The sequence below is a fragment of the Pseudomonas sp. Y39-6 genome (assembly GCF_023651955.1).
GTDB lineage: Bacteria > Pseudomonadota > Gammaproteobacteria > Pseudomonadales > Pseudomonadaceae > Aquipseudomonas > Aquipseudomonas veronii.
Window position 1 is genome coordinate 74647 of record NZ_CP069594.1, and the last position, 17801, is coordinate 92447.

18 protein-coding genes are annotated in these 17801 nt (G+C 61.7%); 8 read left to right on the forward strand and 10 right to left on the reverse strand.

Annotation, left to right across the window (positions count from 1 at the left end):
- The first annotated feature begins 1 nt into the window (after position 1).
- The 3 genes from JN756_RS00365 to JN756_RS00375 are packed head-to-tail and all read left to right on the forward strand — an operon-like array spanning position 2 to position 2600.
- Entirely contained in the window at positions 2-1081 is a 1080-nt protein-coding gene (locus JN756_RS00365) for a COX15/CtaA family protein (protein ID WP_017849012.1), read from the forward strand.
- Positions 1069-1968, forward strand: coding sequence for a heme o synthase (cyoE, locus tag JN756_RS00370; protein WP_046381540.1), 900 nt, complete (start codon positions 1069-1071; stop codon positions 1966-1968). Before JN756_RS00365 ends, cyoE begins: the two co-directional genes overlap by 13 nt.
- Positions 1965-2600, forward strand: a complete 636-nt coding sequence (locus tag JN756_RS00375; RefSeq protein WP_017849014.1) for an SCO family protein — start codon at positions 1965-1967, stop codon at positions 2598-2600. The genes cyoE and JN756_RS00375 overlap by 4 nt, the downstream gene beginning before the upstream one ends.
- 144 nt (positions 2601-2744) lie before the next feature.
- Here the strand turns inward: JN756_RS00375 and JN756_RS00380 are convergent, their stop codons facing one another.
- Genes JN756_RS00380 through JN756_RS00390 form a run of 3 tightly spaced genes read right to left on the reverse strand, consistent with a single transcriptional unit; the run spans position 2745 to position 5248 of the window.
- Entirely contained in the window at positions 2745-3515 is a 771-nt protein-coding gene (locus JN756_RS00380) for a MetQ/NlpA family ABC transporter substrate-binding protein (RefSeq protein ID WP_017849015.1), read from the reverse strand.
- 51 nt (positions 3516-3566) lie between these two features.
- Entirely contained in the window at positions 3567-4241 is a 675-nt protein-coding gene (locus JN756_RS00385; RefSeq protein WP_017849016.1) for a methionine ABC transporter permease, read from the reverse strand.
- A complete protein-coding gene (locus JN756_RS00390; RefSeq protein WP_017849017.1) occupies positions 4241-5248 on the reverse strand; it encodes a methionine ABC transporter ATP-binding protein in 1008 nt (335 codons plus the stop codon). Before JN756_RS00390 ends, JN756_RS00385 begins: the two co-directional genes overlap by 1 nt.
- Positions 5249-5492: 244 nt before the next feature.
- Here JN756_RS00390 and katE point away from each other — a divergent pair, with 244 nt between their 5' ends.
- On the forward strand, positions 5493-7655 hold the full coding sequence (katE, locus tag JN756_RS00395; protein ID WP_268933232.1) for a catalase HPII: 2163 nt from the start codon (positions 5493-5495) through the stop codon (positions 7653-7655).
- Positions 7656-7704: 49 nt separating this feature from the next.
- Here the strand turns inward: katE and JN756_RS00400 are convergent, their stop codons facing one another.
- Genes JN756_RS00400 through zur form a run of 4 tightly spaced genes read right to left on the reverse strand, consistent with a single transcriptional unit; the run spans position 7705 to position 10510 of the window.
- Positions 7705-8424 carry a PA5502 family lipoprotein gene (locus tag JN756_RS00400; RefSeq protein ID WP_017849019.1) on the reverse strand — a complete coding sequence of 240 codons (720 nt, stop codon included), beginning with the start codon at positions 8422-8424 and terminating at the stop codon, positions 7705-7707.
- A gap of 37 nt (positions 8425-8461) precedes the next feature.
- The gene (gene znuB / locus JN756_RS00405) at positions 8462-9250 is read right to left on the reverse strand and encodes a zinc ABC transporter permease subunit ZnuB (protein ID WP_079442557.1); all 789 of its coding nucleotides are present in this window, start codon (positions 9248-9250) and stop codon (positions 8462-8464) included.
- Complete coding sequence (znuC, locus tag JN756_RS00410; protein WP_017849021.1) at positions 9243-10028, reverse strand: zinc ABC transporter ATP-binding protein ZnuC; 786 nt, start codon at positions 10026-10028, stop codon at positions 9243-9245. Before znuC ends, znuB begins: the two co-directional genes overlap by 8 nt.
- Positions 10028-10510 (reverse strand): zinc uptake transcriptional repressor Zur, encoded by a 483-nt coding sequence (gene zur / locus JN756_RS00415; protein WP_026140288.1) that lies wholly within the window; start codon positions 10508-10510, stop codon positions 10028-10030. Before zur ends, znuC begins: the two co-directional genes overlap by 1 nt.
- A 58-nt stretch (positions 10511-10568) precedes the next feature.
- Between zur and JN756_RS00420 the strand changes: the two genes are divergently transcribed.
- Entirely contained in the window at positions 10569-11498 is a 930-nt protein-coding gene (locus JN756_RS00420; protein ID WP_017849023.1) for a zinc ABC transporter substrate-binding protein, read from the forward strand.
- 51 nt (positions 11499-11549) lie between these two features.
- On the opposite strand, the gene JN756_RS00425 is transcribed toward JN756_RS00420, so the two are convergent.
- Both JN756_RS00425 and JN756_RS00430 read right to left on the reverse strand, forming a co-directional pair.
- Positions 11550-12503 carry a homoserine kinase gene (locus tag JN756_RS00425; RefSeq protein ID WP_017849024.1) on the reverse strand — a complete coding sequence of 318 codons (954 nt, stop codon included), beginning with the start codon at positions 12501-12503 and terminating at the stop codon, positions 11550-11552.
- A gap of 56 nt (positions 12504-12559) precedes the next feature.
- A complete protein-coding gene (locus JN756_RS00430) occupies positions 12560-12850 on the reverse strand; it encodes a DUF2782 domain-containing protein (RefSeq protein WP_017849025.1) in 291 nt (96 codons plus the stop codon).
- A 74-nt stretch (positions 12851-12924) separates the two neighbouring features.
- Between JN756_RS00430 and polA the strand changes: the two genes are divergently transcribed.
- Entirely contained in the window at positions 12925-15699 is a 2775-nt protein-coding gene (gene polA, locus JN756_RS00435; protein ID WP_017849026.1) for a DNA polymerase I, read from the forward strand.
- Between the two features lie 269 nt (positions 15700-15968).
- Here polA and yihA read toward each other — a convergent pair whose 3' ends face one another.
- Entirely contained in the window at positions 15969-16610 is a 642-nt protein-coding gene (gene yihA / locus JN756_RS00440; protein ID WP_017849027.1) for a ribosome biogenesis GTP-binding protein YihA/YsxC, read from the reverse strand.
- A gap of 192 nt (positions 16611-16802) precedes the next feature.
- Between yihA and JN756_RS00445 the strand changes: the two genes are divergently transcribed.
- Positions 16803-17102 carry a c-type cytochrome gene (locus tag JN756_RS00445; RefSeq protein ID WP_017849028.1) on the forward strand — a complete coding sequence of 100 codons (300 nt, stop codon included), beginning with the start codon at positions 16803-16805 and terminating at the stop codon, positions 17100-17102.
- Positions 17103-17139: 37 nt separating this feature from the next.
- Positions 17140-17745, forward strand: a complete 606-nt coding sequence (locus tag JN756_RS00450; RefSeq protein WP_017849029.1) for a c-type cytochrome — start codon at positions 17140-17142, stop codon at positions 17743-17745.
- Positions 17746-17801: the final 56 nt, after the last annotated feature.

The window sequence follows — 17801 nt, forward strand, 5'->3', positions numbered from 1 at the left end:
CATGGCCAAACCTGGATTTCGCCTCGCGCTGTTTGCCACCTTGCTGGCGCTGATTGTCGTATTGCTCGGCGCCTATACGCGCCTGACCCACGCCGGCCTGGGTTGTCCGGATTGGCCGGGCTGCTACGGTTTTATCAGCGTGCCGCAAAGCGACGCCCAGTTGGCCCATGCCGAGCTGCATTTCCCGGACACGCCGGTGGAGGCCGACAAAGGCTGGAGCGAGATGGTTCATCGTTACTTTGCCGGCACCCTGGGCCTGCTGATCGTGTTGCTGGCGGCGCGCTCGTGGCGGCATCGGCGCGACCCCGGCCAGCCGGTGAAGTTGCCGCTGTTCCTGTTGGCGGTGGTGTTCGCCCAGGCGGCGTTCGGTATGTGGACGGTGACGCTCAAGCTCTGGCCGCAAGTGGTGACCGGGCATCTGTTGGGCGGCTTTGCGACCTTGAGCCTGTTGTTTCTGCTGACCCTGCGCCTGTCCGGCGTGCTGCCCGCGCTGATCGTGCCCAAGCGCCTGCAATATTGGGCCACCGCCGGCCTGGTGCTGGTGATCGGCCAGATCGCACTGGGCGGCTGGGTGAGTTCCAACTACGCGGCGGTGGCCTGTATCGATTTGCCCACCTGTCACGGCCAGTGGTGGCCGGCGGCGGACTTTGCCAATGGCTTCCACCTGACCCAGCACATCGGCCCCAATTACCTCGGCGGCCAGCTCGACAGCGACGCGCGCACGGCCATTCACCTGACCCACCGCATCGGCGCGCTGCTGGTCACCCTGGTATTGCTGGGCCTGGCCTGGCAGCTGCGCGCGGTGGGCATGACCCGGCTCGCGGGCTTGCTGCTGATCGCCCTGGCGGCACAGATCGGCCTGGGCCTGAGCAACGTGTATTTCCACCTGCCGCTGCCGGTGGCGGTCGGTCACAACGCCGGTGGCGCAGCCTTGTTGCTGACCCTGGTACTGGTCAATTACCACGCCCGTACCAGCCTGGTCCGGGTGCGCCGCCAGATGCCGTTCGGCTGGCGCTTCAGCCCGCGTAAACACGTATCGGGCCTTATCACCCTCAAAGGAGAGATGCCATGGCGACCTTGATCGGTGCGCGTCACGGCCAGGCGATCTGGCGTGACTACCTGGAGCTGACCAAGCCGAAAGTGGTGGTGCTGATGCTCATCACCTCGCTGGTGGGCATGTTCCTCGCCACCCGCGCCGGGGTGCCGTGGGCGGTGCTGATCTTCGGCAATCTGGGGATCGCCCTGTGTGCCGGTGGCGCGGCGGTGGTCAACCACGTCGTCGATCGGCGCATCGATACGCTGATGGCGCGCACGCAAAAGCGCCCGATCGCCCAGGGGCGTGTGTCGCCCGGAGCGGCGCTGGCCTTTGCTTTGTTTCTGGCTGTTGCCGGGTTGGCGCTGCTGCTGGCGTTCACCAACCCGCTGGCGGCCTGGCTGACGCTGGCCTCGTTGCTCGGTTATGCGGTGATCTACACCGGCTTTCTCAAGCGCGCGACGCCGCAGAACATCGTCATCGGTGGCCTGGCCGGCGCGGCGCCGCCGCTGTTGGGCTGGGTTGCGGTCACCGGGCATGTCAGCGCCGAGCCGCTGCTGCTGGTGCTGATCATCTTCGCCTGGACCCCGCCGCACTTCTGGGCCCTGGCCATTCACCGCAAGGAGGAATACGCCAAGGCCGATATTCCGATGCTGCCGGTCACTCATGGCGAGCACTACACCAAGGTGCATATCCTGCTCTACACCTGCGTCCTGCTGGCGGTGAGCCTGATGCCCTACGTCATCCATATGAGCGGCCTGCTGTACCTCGGATCTGCGCTGGTGTTGGGTGCACGCTTTCTGCAATGGGCCTGGGTGCTGTACCGTGGCGCTCAGCCGCACGCGGCGATCAACACGTTCAAGTACTCTATCTGGTACCTGTTCCTGCTGTTTATCGCCCTGCTTGTAGACCACTACTTACTGTTGAACCTATGACCCGAACTCAAAAAACTGTCTTCATTCTGGTGGCCATTGTCGCGTTGATCATGGGCCTGACCGTCAACAAAGTGCTCTCGGGCAAGGGCCAGGGCGACCCGACCGCCTTGATCGATGCCGGCATCATTCTGCTGCCGCAAAGCCGCCAATTGCCGCCGGTGACCATGACCAACCAGGACGGCCAGCCGGTGCTGGTCAACGAGTTGAAGGGCAAGTGGAGCCTGCTGTTCTTCGGCTACACCTTCTGCCCGGACATCTGCCCCACCACCCTCGCCCAACTGCGCCAGATCAAGAGCGAGTTGCCCAAAGAGGCTGTGGATAAGTTGCAGGTGATCCTGGTCAGCGTCGACCCGAACCGCGACACGCCGACTCAGCTCAAGCAATACCTGGGCTATTTCGACCCGCAATTCGAAGGCCTGACCGGCGCGAATGTGGACGATGTGCAGAAGGTGTCGAACGCGGTGAGCATCCCGTTCATTCCGGCGGACACGACCAAGCCGAACTACACGGTCGACCACAGCGGCAACCTCGCGCTGATCGGTCCGGATGGCACCCAGCGTGGGTTCATTCGTGCGCCGCTGAACAACCAGAAACTGGTGGCGCAGTTGCCAGGGCTGTTGCAGCGCAAATAACAGGCAACACAAAACACAGGTGGGAGGGGGCTTGCTCCCGATGGCGGTGGGTCAGTCAACGTATGCATCGACTGAACTGCCGCTATCGGGAGCAAGCCCCCTCCCACATTGTTTGATCTGCGGTGTGTTGGGGAGCGAGTCGGATCAGAACGCTGGCTTGATCGCGCCTTTGTACTTCTCTTCGATGAACTTCTTCACTTCAGGCGTGTGCAGGGCTGCGACCAGCTTCTTCACGGCGTCCGAGTCTTTGTTGTCTTCGCGGGTCACCAGGATGTTCACGTAAGGCGAGTCGCTGCCTTCGATGACCAGAGCGTCCTTGGACGGGTCCAGTTTGGCTTCCAGCGCGTAGTTGGTGTTGATCAGCGCCAGGTCGACCTGGGTCAGCACGCGCGGCAACGTGGCGGCTTCCAGTTCGCGGAACTTGAGTTTTTTCGGGTTGGCGGTGATGTCCTTGATGGTCGACAGGATGTTGGTCGGGTCCTTCAGGGTGATCAGGTTGTGCTTGGCCAGCAGCAACAGCGCACGGCCGCCGTTGGTGGCGTCGTTCGGGATCACGACGTTGGCGCCGTCAGGCAGGTCGGCCAGGGTCTTGTACTTGCTGGAGTAAGCGCCCAGGGGCTCGAGGTGGACCGCGCCGACGCTCACCAGGTGCGTGCCCTTGGCTTTGTTGAACTCATCCAGGTACGGCTGGTGCTGGAAGAAGTTGGCGTCCAGGCGCTTTTCGGCCACTTGTACGTTGGGCTGCACGTAGTCGGTGAAGACTTTGACCTGCAAGTCCACGCCCTCTTTGGCGAGTGCCGGCTTCACGAATTCGAGGATTTCCGCGTGGGGCACCGGCGAGGCGGCAACCGTGATGGTCTCGGCGTGGGCCGAAAACGCGGCGACGGCGGCGAAAGCAACCAGTAGTTTTTTCATCCAGCAAGCTCCTTGTTCGGGCATTTATCGGCGTATAGCCGGCAATAGTCGTTATTTTCGAGAAAAATGCACCACCAGCTTGTCGCCGACGGTTTGCAGAATTTGCACCAGGATCAACAACAGCACCACCGTGACGACCATCACATCGGTCTGGAAGCGCTGGTAGCCGAAACGGATGGCCAGGTCGCCCAGGCCGCCGGCACCGACGACGCCGGCCATGGCGGTGTAGGACACCAGTGTAATCGCCGTCACCGTAATCGCCGCGAAAATGCCGGGGCGGGCCTCAGGCAATAAAGCATGGGTGATGATCTGGCGCGTGCTAGCGCCCATGGACTGGGTGGCTTCGATGATGCCGCGGTCCACTTCACGCAGCGCGGTTTCCACCAGGCGCGCAAAGAACGGTGTTGCGCCCACGACCAGCGGCGGAATCGCACCGGCCACGCCCAGCGAAGTGCCGGTGATCAGCACGGTGAACGGGATCATCACGATCAACAGGATGATGAACGGCAGCGAGCGCAGGATGTTCACGCTCAGCGACAGCAACGCGTACAGGCCTTTTTGCTCGAACAGCTGGCGCGGGCTGCACAGAAACAGCAGCACGCCCAAGGGCAAGCCGAGCAGCACGGTGAAGAACAGCGAACCGAACAGCATGGTCATGGTGTCGCCTGTGGCGAGCCAGATTTCGGACCAGTCGATATTGGCGAAGAAACTCATCAGGACTTCCATTAGCGCAGCACCTCCATGTGGACGTCGGCGGCGGTGAAGCGGGCAAAGGCCGCTTCCATGTCACCGCCGGTGATGGCGAGGGTCAGTTGCCCGTAGGGGATGTCTTTGATGCGGTCGATACGCCCGGCGAGGATGCTGTAGTCCACACCCGTTTCGCGGGCGATGTTACCCAACAGCGGTGCGTAGGTCGCTTCGCCCTGGAACGTCAGGCGCACGATGCGGCCCGGTACATGGGCGAAGTCATCGCGCTGCTCGCTTTCGTCGACCTGATCGGCTTCCTGGACAAAGCGCTTGGTGGTCGGGTGCTTGGGGTGCAGGAACACGTCGGCCACCGAGCCTTGCTCGACGATCACGCCGGCATCCATCACGGCCACCTGGTCGCATACGCGGCGGATCACGTCCATTTCGTGGGTGATCAGTACGATGGTGAGCTTCAACTCGCGGTTGATCTCGGCCAGCAGTTGCAACACCGAGGCGGTGGTCTGCGGGTCAAGGGCGCTGGTGGCTTCGTCGCACAGCAGGATTTTCGGCTTGGTCGCCAGGGCGCGGGCAATGCCGACGCGCTGCTTCTGGCCGCCGGACAGTTGCGCCGGGTACTTCTTGGCGTGGTCCGACAGGCCGACGCGCGCCAGCAGTTCGGCGACGCGCTGGTCGATGGCCTTGCGCGACAATTCGCCGGCCAGTGTCAGCGGCAGCGCCACGTTGTCGGCGACGGTCTTGGAGGCCAGCAGGTTGAAGTGCTGGAAAATCATCCCGACCTGCTGACGGAAACGGCGCAGGCCGTTGGCATCCAGGGCCGTGACTTCTTCGCCATCGACGTTGATCTGGCCGCCGCTGGGTTGCTCGAGGCGATTGATCAGGCGCAACAAGGTACTTTTTCCCGCACCGGAGTGGCCAATCAGACCAAACACCTGGCCGTTCTCGACGCGCAGGTTGGTGGGGTGAAGCGCGGGGATTTCCTTACCGGCGACGCGGTAGGTTTTATGGACGTTATGAAACTCGATCACGTAGCGAACCTTGTGGGGCGCATGGAAAAGGGATCAGCGGTTAGCCGGGCGCGCATTTTAGCCTGTCCGTATAGCGGTTCTTAGCATTTATTTCGCATTCAACCAGTGATTTGGCAATAACGCGATCAAAGGTCATAAAAAAGGAACGGTGCAAATTCGTGTCAGTCACTACTTCAGCAACTCGATTTCCCGGGTGCCGTGCCTGGGGTTTTGCTCAAACGAGCCGGGGACCGCTCTGGCCACTTTGAATAAGGAGTTTTGTCTGATGAGTACCCACAAGCCAGCCATCCCGCCGAAGAGTGAACTGGCGGGCACCGATACCCTGGACCGTGGCAACACCAACGCCAAGCTGCAGGCCCTGGAGGCATTCCGTAGCGACGCGACCGGCCAGGCGCTGCGTACCAACCAAGGCGTGAAGATTTCCGATAACCAGAACACCTTGAAAGTCGGTGCCCGCGGCCCCTCGCTGCTGGAAGACTTCATCATGCGTGAAAAAATCACGCATTTTGACCATGAACGTATCCCGGAGCGCATCGTGCATGCGCGCGGTACGGGCGCGCATGGCTATTTTCAGACCTATGAGAACCATTCGGCGCTGAGCAAGGCCGGTTTCCTGCGTAACCCCGAGCATAAAACGCCGGTGTTCGTGCGTTTTTCCACCGTGCAAGGCCCGCGTGGTTCGGGCGATACGGTGCGCGACGTGCGCGGTTTTGCCGTGAAGTTCTTCACCGAGGAAGGCAACTTCGACCTGGTGGGCAACAACATGCCGGTATTTTTCATTCAGGATGCGATCAAGTTTCCCGACTTTGTGCATGCGGTAAAGCCTGAGCCGCACAATGAAATGCCTACCGGTGGCTCGGCTCACGATACGTTCTGGGATTTTGTCTCGCTGCAGCCGGAATCGGCGCACATGGTGATCTGGGCCATGTCTGACCGGGCTATTCCGAAAAGCCTGCGTGCCATGCAGGGGTTCGGTATTCACACCTTTCGCTTGATCAATACCGAAGGTAAATCGAGCTTCGTGAAATTCCACTGGCATCCAACAGTCGGCACCTGTTCCCTGGTGTGGGACGAAGCGCAAAAGCTTGCCGGTAAAGATACCGATTACCACCGTCGCGACCTGTGGGAAGCGATTGAGGGCGGTGACTACCCTGAGTGGGAGTTGGGTGTACAGATCGTTGCGCAAGAAGACGAGCATAAGTTCGACTTCGACCTGCTCGATCCGACCAAGATCATCCCCGAAGAGTTGGTGCCGATTACGCCGCTGGGCAAGATGGTGCTTAACCGCAACCCCGACAACTTCTTTGCCGAAGTCGAGCAAGTCGCCTTTTGCCCTGGCCATATCGTGCCGGGTATCGACTTCACCAACGACCCGCTACTGCAAGGCCGCCTGTTTTCCTACACGGATACCCAGATCAGCCGACTCGGTGGGCCGAACTTTCATGAGCTGCCGATCAATCGGCCTGTAGTGCCTTTCCATAATGGGCAGCGGGATGCCCAGCATCGCACTGTGATCGATAAGGGCCGGGCTGCGTATGAGCCGAATTCGATCGATGGCGGTTGGCCGAAAGAAACGCCGCCCGCGGCTCAGGAGGGTGGTTTCGAAACCTATTACGAGCGCGTCGATGCCAACAAGGTGCGCGAGCGCAGTGAGTCGTTTGGCGATCACTTCTCCCAGGCCACGCTGTTTTTTAACAGCATGAGCCACCATGAGAAAGAGCACATCATTGCGGCCTACAGTTTTGAGTTGGGCAAGGTGGAGCGCGAGGTTATCCGTGCCCGTCAGGTCAATGAGATTCTGGCCAACATCGACCTGGAACTGGCCAGGCGCGTTGCACAGAACCTGGGTCTGCTCGCACCGACCAAAGGCACGGTGCCGCCGCGCAAGGCGTCGGTGAAAGCGTCGCCGGCGTTGAGCCAGGTGAACCTGCTGTCGGGCGATATCAAAACGCGCAAAGTGGCGATTCTGGCGGCCGATGGTGTCGACGGCGCGGCAATTGCTGCATTGAAGAAAGCGCTGCAAGCCGAGGGCGCACACGCCAAGTTGCTCGGGCCGACCTCGGCGCCGGTCACCACGGCCGATGGCAAGCATCTGGCGGTGGATGCGTCGATGGCAGGCCTGCCCTCGATTGCGTTTGATGCGGTGTTCGTGCCCGGCGGTAAGGCGTCGATCAAGGCGTTGAGTGGGGACGGTGTGGCGTTGCACTACCTGCTGGAGGCCTACAAGCACCTGAAGGCGATTGCCGTGGCCAGTGACGCGCAGCCCTTGCTCGATCTGCTCAAGCTCGAGGCGGATGCGGGGTTGATCGTGGGGGCGGATGCCAAGGCGTTCAAGGCGTTCTTTAAAGCGATTGCCCAGCATCGGGTCTGGGAGCGTGAGCCGAAGGCCAAGGCGGTTCCGGCTTAAGTCATCTGCTGTTGGTTAGATCGCCATCGGGGGCTTGCCCCCGATGGCTTTATTCCGCCTTGCGCGGAATCAGCACAACCTGCGCCGGAATAGTCTTCAGGATCTGCCGGTGAATCGTCAGGTCGTAGCCCGAATCAATGCGCTTGACCCGTTTGCTCAGCAAGGTCGCCAGCCACGGGTAATCCTGGGTGCGCGGTGCCTGGATGGTCACATCGCACTGGTAATTCACCACGTCGGTGGCGATGGCATCCAGCTGATGGCGCAGCTCTTCGATGTCTGTGAGGTTCAGCGCCACGGTGGTGCTCTGCGCGGCCGGGTCGATGACCTTGGCGACGGGCTTGGTTTCGGCGGCCTTGAGGGCGGCCTCGGCTTTGTCCAGCTCGGCTTTGCGCGCGTGGGTGATGGCGCTGTTGACGCCACCGGTCAGCGCCGGAGCCTTGGGCATCAATGCGCGGGCGCGGCTGAGGGCGGTAGCGGCGGCGTTGACATCACCTTTTTGCAACACGATCTGACTGCGTTGCAGGTAGGCTTCGGCCAGTTGACGCTGGTAAGCCTCGAGCGCCGGATCGTTGGGCGACTGGGCTTGCAGCGCGGCCAGTTGGTCTTCGGCGGTGGCCAGCTCGCTGCTGGCCAGGTTTTGCTCCAGTTGCGCGATGGCGACAGCGCGTGCGTCCGGGGCCTCGGGGGCGGCGGGCGGGGTACTTTGACAAGCGCCCAGCAGCAGGGAAAATGCGGCAAGGAGCAGATAACGGGAGGTGAACGGCTTCATTCCTGCGACTCTCTATTTGCGCAAAAAGCGAGCAAGTCTACACCCCTCGACGGGGCAGGACAAAACTCAGCAGAAACAGGGCGGCCGCCGTGACCACAATCGACGGCCCTGCCGGCGTGTCCTTGAACCAGGACAGCGCCAGGCCCCCACACACTGCCAGCATCCCCAGTACGCTGGCGCCGATCGCCATCTGTTCCGGCGAGCGGGCGTGGCGCTGGGCGGCGGCGGCGGGAATGATCAGCAGTGACGTGATCAACAATACGCCGACAATCTTCATCGCGACAGCGATCACCACGGCGATCAACAACATCAAGGTCATGCGCAGCGCGGGCACGGGCAAGCCTTCCACCGTGGCCAGTTCTTCATGCACGGTGATTGCCAGCAGCGGGCGCCACAGCGTCACCAGCAGCACCAGCACGGCTGCGCTGCCGCCGAGAATCCACGCAAGGTCCGTGGGGCTGATCGCCAGCAGGTCGCCGAACAGGTAAGCCATCAGGTCGATGCGTACTTCATGCATGAAGCTCAGCACCACCAGGCCCAGGGACAGGGTGCTGGGCGCCAGGATGCCCAGCAACGTGTCGGAGGCCAGCGGCTGGCGCTGTTGCAGGGTCACCAGTAGCACCGCCAGCAGCAGGCAGCCGACGGTCACGGCGATGGTCGGGCTCACATCCAGCAGAAAGCCCAGGGCCACGCCCAGCAATGCGGCGTGGGACAAGGTGTCGCCGAAATAGGCCATGCGCCGCCAGACCACGAACGAGCCCAGCGGGCCCGCCACCAGCGCCAGAGCCAAGCCTGCCAGCAGGGCGTAGAGCAGAAAATCAGCCATGCTTGCAGCTATCTCCATGAACGTGAGTGTGGGGTGTGGCGGGATCGTCGACCACGGCGCCATGCAGGTCATGGGCGTGATCGTGATGGTGGTGATAAATCGCCAGGCTCTGCGCGTTCTTGCCGAACAGCTCGACGAACGCCGGGTCGCCGCTGACTTGTTCCGGATGGCCGGAGCAGCACACGTGGCGGTTGAGGCACACCACTTGGTCGGTGGTGCTCATCACCAGGTGCAGGTCGTGGGAGACCATCAGCACGCCGCAGCCAAGGCGGTCGCGCAGGCGGGTGATCAAGCTGTACAACTCGGCCTGGCCGGCGACGTCGACGCCCTGCACCGGTTCGTCGAGCACCAGCAGCTCCGGCTCGCGCAACAGGGCGCGGGCCAGCAACACGCGCTGCATTTCACCGCCGGAGATGCTTTGCACCGGGCTGTCGATGACCTGTTCGGCACCGACTTCCTTGAGCGCGGCTTGCGCGCGGGCGCGGTCCACGCCCGGCACCAGGCGCAGGAAGCGCAGCACCGACAAGGGCAGCGTCGGGTCCACGAAGAGTTTTTGCGGCATATAACCGACACGCAGCTTGGGCTTGCGCCACACACTGCCGGTGTCGGGCTTGAGCAGGCCGAGTACGGCGCGCACCAGGGTGGTCTTGCCGGCGCCATTGGGGCCGATCAGCGTGACGATCTGCCCCGGTTCGACGCTCAGCGCGATGTTATCCAGCACGTTTTGCCCGGCGAACGTGACCCCGACTTGCTCCAGGCGGATTAACGCGTTGCTCATCAAGCCCCCTGGCAACCGGCGCAGAGCCCGACGACTTCGACGGTTTGCCCTTCCACCTTGAAGCCGACGTCGGCGGCGCTCTGGATGATGGCGTCGCTAATGCTGCTTTGCTCAAGCTCAATGGCGGCGTGGCACTTGCGACAGATCAGGAACTGCCCCTGGTGCGCGTGTTCCGGGTGGTTGCAGCCGACGAAGGCGTTGAGTGACGCGATGCGGTGTACCAGGCCGTTGTCCAGCAGGAAATCCAGCGCGCGGTACACCGTGGGCGGCGCGGCGCGGCGACCGTCCTGCTCGCTGAGCACGCCGAGGATGTCGTAGGCGCCCAGCGGCTTGTGGCTCTGCCAGACCAGTTCCAGCACGCGCCGACGCAGGGCGGTCAGGCGCAGACCCTGCCGTGCGCAGAGGGTGTCGGCCTCCGACAGCGCGGTATGCACGCAGTGAGAGTGGTCGTGGGGACGGCTGGCAAGCGGTGTTATAGGCATGAGCGGCGACAGATATTTGATAGAGACGTTATTATGTTACCCGTTCCTACGCCATTGAGTGGTCATCGTGTCCCGACTTTTTCCCGTTTTTGTCGTATTTGTCGCCAGTTTGCTCACCGCGGGTGCCGCTCAGGCGGAGGTCAAGGTGCTGACCAGCATCAAGCCGCTGCAGTTGATTGCTGCGGCTGTGCAGGACGGCGTGGCGGTTCCCGAGGTGTTGTTGCCGCCGGGGGCCTCGCCGCATAACTATGCGTTGCGCCCATCCGACGTGCGGCGCGTGCAGTCGGTGGACTTGCTGTATTGGATCGGCCCGGACATGGAAGGCTTCCTGCCCCGCGTCCTCAAGGGGCGCAGCCTGCCGACGGTGGCCGTGCAGGATCTTCCGGGCATGAAACTCCGCCGTTTCGCCGAAGATAGCCATTCTCACGCCGACGATGCCGACGAACATGACCACGATCATCGCCCAGGCACTTTGGATGCACATCTGTGGTTGTCGACGCTCAACGCCCGGGTGATTGCCGCACGCATGGGCGCCGACCTCAGCGCCGCGGACCCGGCCAATGCCGAGCGCTACCAGCTCAACGTGAAGGCGTTCGTGAGCCGACTGGATGCGTTGGACGCGCGCTTGAAAGCGCGGATGGCCGGCATCCACGACAAGCCTTACTTTGTGTTCCACGAAGCCTTTGATTATTTCGAAGAGGCCTACGGCCTCAAGCACGCCGGTGTGTTCAGCGTGGCCGCCGAAGTGCAGCCCGGTGCCCAGCATGTGGCGGCGATGCGTACACGTTTGCAGGAAGTCGGCAAGACCTGCGTGTTCAGTGAGCCGCCGCTGCGTCCGCGCCTGGCGGAAACGCTGGTGGCCGGTTTGCCGGTGAAATTGGCGGAGCTGGATGCGTTGGGCGGGTACACCCCGGCTTCCGCTCAAGGTTACGAACAGGTGCTGGACAAGCTGGGCAATGACTTGGCGGGCTGCCTGGAGTCGCTCTGAAAGCCCAGGCATAACGTCTGTAGGAGGGAGCAAGAAGCCCCCTCCCGCATTTTAGAGCGCGAACGGCAGCTGGATCGCGACCTGCTGGCGCTGCGCCAGCCGATGCTCGAACTCCGCCGGGTCATGAATCAACACATCCTGCCCGGCAAATGACTCCGCCGCGATCAGGCGTGACAACCAGAACCGCACGCACGCCACGCGCAACATCGTCGGCCACAACTCGGCTTCTTTCGCGGTAAACGGGCGCAACCCCGCATAAGCCCCGAGCAGTGCGCGGGCGCGCTGGCCGTCGAGTACGCCGTCGGCGTCCGAGCACCAGTCATTCAGGGCGATCGCCACGTCGTACAGCATCGGGCCCGAGCAGGCGTTGTAAAAGTCGATCAAGCCCGTCAGGTGCGTGCCTTCAAACATCGCGTTGTCGCGAAACAGATCCGCGTGAATATTCGCGCGCGGCAGGGCGAGGATCTGCGCCTTGTGGGCCTCGATCTCATCCAGTGCGTCGCGCAGCAGGCGTTGCGGCGCTGCGTCCAGGTGCGAAATCAACTGCGCGCCTTCGCTGAGCATCCAGTCCAGCCCGCGATCGGTCTTGCGCTCCAGCACCTTGTCGCCCTGGGTCGCCAGGTGCAGATGGCCAAGCAGGTCGCCGACCTGGGCGCAGTGCTGGGCATTGGCGTCCTTGATGTGCTTGCCGGCCAGGCGCGGTTGCAGCAGCGCCGGTTTGCCGGCCAATTCGCGCAGGGCCACGCCGTCGGTGGTGCGCAGGGCGTAAGGCACCGGCAAGTCGGCGTCGTGGAGCACGTCGAGCAGTTCGATGAAGAACGGCATTTCCTGCACCGGGCCGCGCTCGACCAGGGTCAGGACGAACTCACCCTGTTCCAGGCTGATGAAGAAATTGGTGTTTTCGCTACCCGCGGCGATCCCCTGGAAATCAAGCAGGCGGCCGAGCCCGTAAGGGGCAAGAAAGGTTTCCAGCTCGGGCCGAGCCAGGGGGGTGAACACAGACATGGTTAAAACTGCCAGTACGGGCGCCGCGGTGTGCGGCGCCAATTGAAGTTAAGAAATCATTTCCATTCGAAGATCTTCCATGACGGGATCAGCATATCCGGTTGGTCAGAGCGGATGAAATTCGCATCGGTTCCGTCCGCGCGCACCAGGAAATACGGTGGGAAGCCTTTCTTCGTTATCTTGATTGCGTACAGGAAACCGTTTTGACGGTACTCCTGAATGGTTCTGTCGCCCTCTGTGCGAATGGTAACTTCCGGATCACCCGAAGGCGCACTGTCGGCCGCCATGGCAACCATCGGAGCGAATGCAAACAAGCCGGTCAACAGCAGGCGATTGAATGAGCGCATGATAACCTTGTCCCTTTGTTGTCTGTGGTCCGGCTATTCTAGCGCCTGACCCGCCGAAAAGGTTGATCCTGCTCATGAGCCAAGCCCCCCTCGTCCTGGTGGACGGTTCTTCATATCTGTACCGCGCCTTCCACGCGCTGCCACCGCTGACCACTTCCAAAGGCCTGCCGACCGGTGCGGTCAAGGGCGTGTTGAACATGCTCAAGAGCCTGCGCAAGCAGTACCCGGACAGCCCGTTCGCGGTCGTGTTCGACGCCAAGGGTGGGACCTTTCGCGACGAAATGTACGCCGAATACAAGGCCAACCGCCCAAGCATGCCCGACGACATGCGCCTGCAGATCGAGCCCCTGCACCAGAGCGTGATCGCCCTGGGTTTCCCGCTGTTGTGCGTCGAAGGCGTCGAAGCCGATGACGTGATCGGCACCCTGGCCCGCAGCAGCGCAGCCGCGGACCGCCCGGTGGTGATCTCGACCGGCGACAAAGACATGGCGCAGCTGGTGGACGGGCACATTACCCTGGTCAACACCATGACCGGTAGCGCCATGGATGTGGAGGGCGTAAAGGAGAAATTTGGCGTCGCTCCGGAGCAGATTATCGACTATCTGGCGTTGATGGGTGATTCGTCCGACAACATTCCTGGCGTTCCGGGCATTGGTCCGAAGACCGCTTCTGGCTTGCTGGTGGGCGTCAATGGCGGCCTGAAAGAGCTGTATGAAAATCTGGATATTGTGCCGAGCCTGCCTATCCGTGGGGCCAAGACCCTGCCGGCCAAGCTGCAAGAGCATAAGGACATGGCCTTCCTCTCCTATCAACTGGCGACGATCAAGATCGACGTGCCGCTGGACGTGGGCCTGGATGATCTGCACCTGATCGAGCCGGATCGCGAAAAACTCCTGGAGCTGTACACCCTCCTGGAGTTCAAAAGCTGGTTCGAGGAAGTGCAGCGCGACGCCAAGCGCACCGGCTTGGAGGTGGCGGCTCCGGTCGCCGAGAATGCGCCGGTCGTCAGCACCGAGCTCAAGTACGAGACCATCCTCGATCAGGCGCGTTTCGATGTGTGGCTGAAGAAGCTCGGCGAGGCCAAGCTGTTCGCCTTCGATACCGAGACCACCGGCATCGATGCACAGCAAGCGCAGCTGGTTGGGTTGTCGTTCGCGGTGCAGCCCTACGAAGCGGCCTACATCCCGCTGACCCATTCCTACATGGGCGTGCCGGAGCAGCTGGACCGCGACACGGTGCTGCGCGCGCTCAAGCCGATCCTCGAAGACCCGAGCAAGCTCAAGGTGGGCCAGCACGCCAAGTTCGATATGAATATCCTGGCCAACTGTGCCATCGGTGGCGATCAGAATTGTGGCATCACGGTGCAGGGCATTGCCTACGACACCATGCTCGAATCCTACGTCCTCGACTCCACCGCCACACGGCATGACATGGACAGCCTGGCTCAGAAATACCTGGGTCACACCACGGTGAGCTTCCAGGATATTGCGGGTAAAGGCGCCAAACAGCTGACCTTTGACCAGATCTCCCTCGAACAGGCCGGCCCTTACGCGGCTGAAGATGCCGACGTCACCCTGCGCCTGCACCAGACCTTGTTCGAAAAACTCCAGGCGATCCCCAGCCTGGTCAGCGTGCTGACCGATATCGAGATGCCGCTGGTGCCGGTGCTGGCGCGTATCGAGCGCCAGGGCGCACTGGTGGATGCCAAGTTGCTCGGCGTGCAGAGTGTTGAGCTGGGCGAGAAGATGGTCGAACTGGAGCGTGAGGCATTTGCCATCGCCGGTGAGGAATTCAACCTCGGCTCGCCCAAGCAATTGGGCGCGATCCTCTACGAAAAACTCGGCCACCCGGTTCTCAGCAAGACCGCCAAGGGCCAGGCGTCGACCGCCGAAGCGGTGCTTGCCGAACTGGCCGAGCAGGATTTCCCGCTGCCCAAGGTGCTGATGCAGTACCGCTCCATGAGCAAGCTGAAAAGCACCTACACCGACCGCTTGCCTGAGCAGATCAACCCGCGCACCGGGCGCATCCATACCTCGTATCACCAGGCGGTAGCGGCCACTGGGCGTTTGTCGTCGAGTGATCCGAACCTGCAGAACATTCCGATCCGCACCGCTGAAGGCCGGCGGATTCGTCAGGCGTTCGTCGCGCCAAAAGGCTACAAGCTGCTGGCGGCGGACTACTCGCAGATCGAGCTGCGGATCATGGCGCACCTGGCCAAGGACGAAGGCTTGCTGCACGCCTTCCGCAATGACCTGGACGTACACAAGGCCACCGCCGCCGAAGTATTTGGCGTGGAGCTGGGCGCGGTCACCACCGACCAGCGTCGCAGCGCCAAGGCGATCAACTTCGGCCTGATCTACGGCATGAGCGCGTTTGGCCTGGCCAAGCAGATCGGTGTCGATCGTAAACAGTCCCAGGCCTATATCGACCGTTATTTCGCCCGCTATCCGGGCGTGCTGGCCTATATGGAGCGCACCCGCGCCCAGGCGGCCGAGCAGGGTTATGTCGAGACGATCTTCGGTCGCCGCCTGTACCTGCCGGACATCAACGCGAAGAACCCGGCGCTGCGCAAAGGCGCCGAGCGCACGGCGATCAACGCGCCGATGCAGGGCACGGCGGCGGATATCATCAAGAAAGCCATGGTGGCGGTGGATAACTGGCTGACCGCGTCAGGCCTGGATGCCAAAGTCATCCTGCAGGTACACGATGAACTGGTGCTGGAGGTTCGCGAGGATCTGGTCGATCAAGTGCGTGACGAGATCCGCCAGCACATGAGCCACGCGGCGACGCTGGATGTGCCGCTGCTGGTGGAAGTGGGCGTGGGTGATAACTGGGACGAAGCGCACTGATAGCGCGGTTCTGCCACCGCCGAGGGTGGTGGCAGAACGCTTTAGACCCGAAAACGCCGTCGCTTATTGCAAATAGTTTTTTGTACCTGCCGGAACTTAACTCATGAAATGCCACTCAGAGTTACTGAATGGGTGGTGAAGCCCTTCAATGCTCCTATGTTGTGTTAAGTGTTGGCAGATATCTGGACCCCGCCCTAGCGGTCCGGAGCTTGAACCCCGAACTTCCCCTCCCCATACGAAGTCCGGGGTTTTTTTTGCCTGCGCAAAAGTCACTCCGCGGTTTCTGCGCCCTTGTCGGCCAATTCCATCCAGTCGGCCAGCACGGTGTAGGCTTCTTCCAGGCCCAGGCGCTTTGGCGCCGAGAACAGCTGGATGGTGATGGTGTCACCCCAACCTTTGCGGATTTCCGCCTGCACCTTCAACAGCGTGTTCTTGGCGGCGCCATAGGTCAGTTTGTCGGCTTTGGTCAGCAGGATATGCATCGGCATGCCGCTGGCGACTGCCCAGTCGAGCATCAGCAGGTCGAAGTCGGTCATTGGATGACGGATGTCCATCATCAGGATCAAGCCCTTCAAACTCTCCCGGCCACCCAGGTAAGCCTCGAGGTGACGCTGCCAGTGCAGCTTCAGCGGGATAGGTACTTTTGCATAACCGTAGCCCGGAAGGTCGACCAGACGCCGATCATCGTCTAGCTTGAAGAAGTTGAGCAACTGCGTGCGGCCCGGGGTTTTCGAGGTGCGCGCCAGGCTGGCATGGGTCAAGGTGTTCAGGGCGCTGGATTTGCCCGCGTTGGAACGGCCGGCAAAGGCGACTTCAAAGCCCTCGTCATCGGGGCATTGGTCCACTTTGGCGGCGCTGAGCATGAAGGTGGACTGTTGGCACAGGCCGAGGATGGGGTTCTTGAGTTGCATGAGATTTCCGATATGGGCGGTGCCGAAAAAGGGTGCGGCAAGCGGTGTCGTTTCCGTTTCAGTAGCGCCAGTATATAATGCCGCAGATTTTGTGTGTGCTTTGTCCCAGCGAAGGATGAAGTTCACGGGAGCGATAGACCTTTATTGCGCATTAGAACGCAAAACGCTCCCAAACCCTGAAAAGGTCGATGTATGACCAGATGGTTGCTTGCTGTCGGTGTCTTGATGCCGCTTTACGGCGCTCAGGCTACACAGGAACCGGAAGCGGTGTACAACCGAGTTTGCGTGGCTTGCCATGCCGGCCAACTGCCGAACGCCCCGAAGCGGGGTGACCAGGCAGCCTGGGCGCCCAGACTGGCGCAAGGCATGGACACGCTGGTGCAACACGTGACCCAGGGTTTCAAGGCAATGCCGCCGCGTGGTTTGTGCATGGACTGCAGTACCGAGGATTACCAGGCCATCATTGAGTGGATGGTGAGTAAACCCGGTTAGATAACTCTTAAACCCTTAGCCGTAGTTGGATTAGCTGATGAACAAACTGATCGTGAGTCTGCTGTTGACCTTGGGCATCACCGGTGTTGCCCATGCTGCAGGCGACGCTGCTGCGGGTCAGGCGAAAGCCGCCGTGTGTGGTGCTTGCCATGGACCGGATGGTAATAGCCCGGCGCCGAACTTCCCTAAACTGGCCGGCCAGGGTGAGCGTTACCTGACCAAGCAGATGCACGACATCAAGGACGGCAAGCGCACGGTCCTGGAAATGACCGGCTTGCTGACCAACCTCAGCGATCAGGACCTGGCCGATATCGCGGCCTATTTTTCCAGCCAGAAAGGCAGCGTGGGAGCTGCTGATCCGAAGCAAGTGGCCCGTGGCGAAGAACTGTTCCGCGGCGGCAACCTCGACAAAGGCATGCCTTCCTGCATCGGTTGCCACTCGCCTAACGGCGTGGGCAACGCCGCTGCGGGCTTCCCGCATGTGGGTGGCCAGCATGCGCAGTACGTCGCCAAGCAACTGACGGACTTCCGTGAAGGCAATCGTACCAACGACGGCGATACCAAAATCATGCAGAGCATTGCCGCCAAGCTGAGCAACAAGGACATCGAAGCGGTTTCCCAATACATTCAGGGGCTGCACTGATCGAGGGCTGCGTTAACGCTCGATTAATCCGTTGATGCAAGCATAAAAAGGGTGGC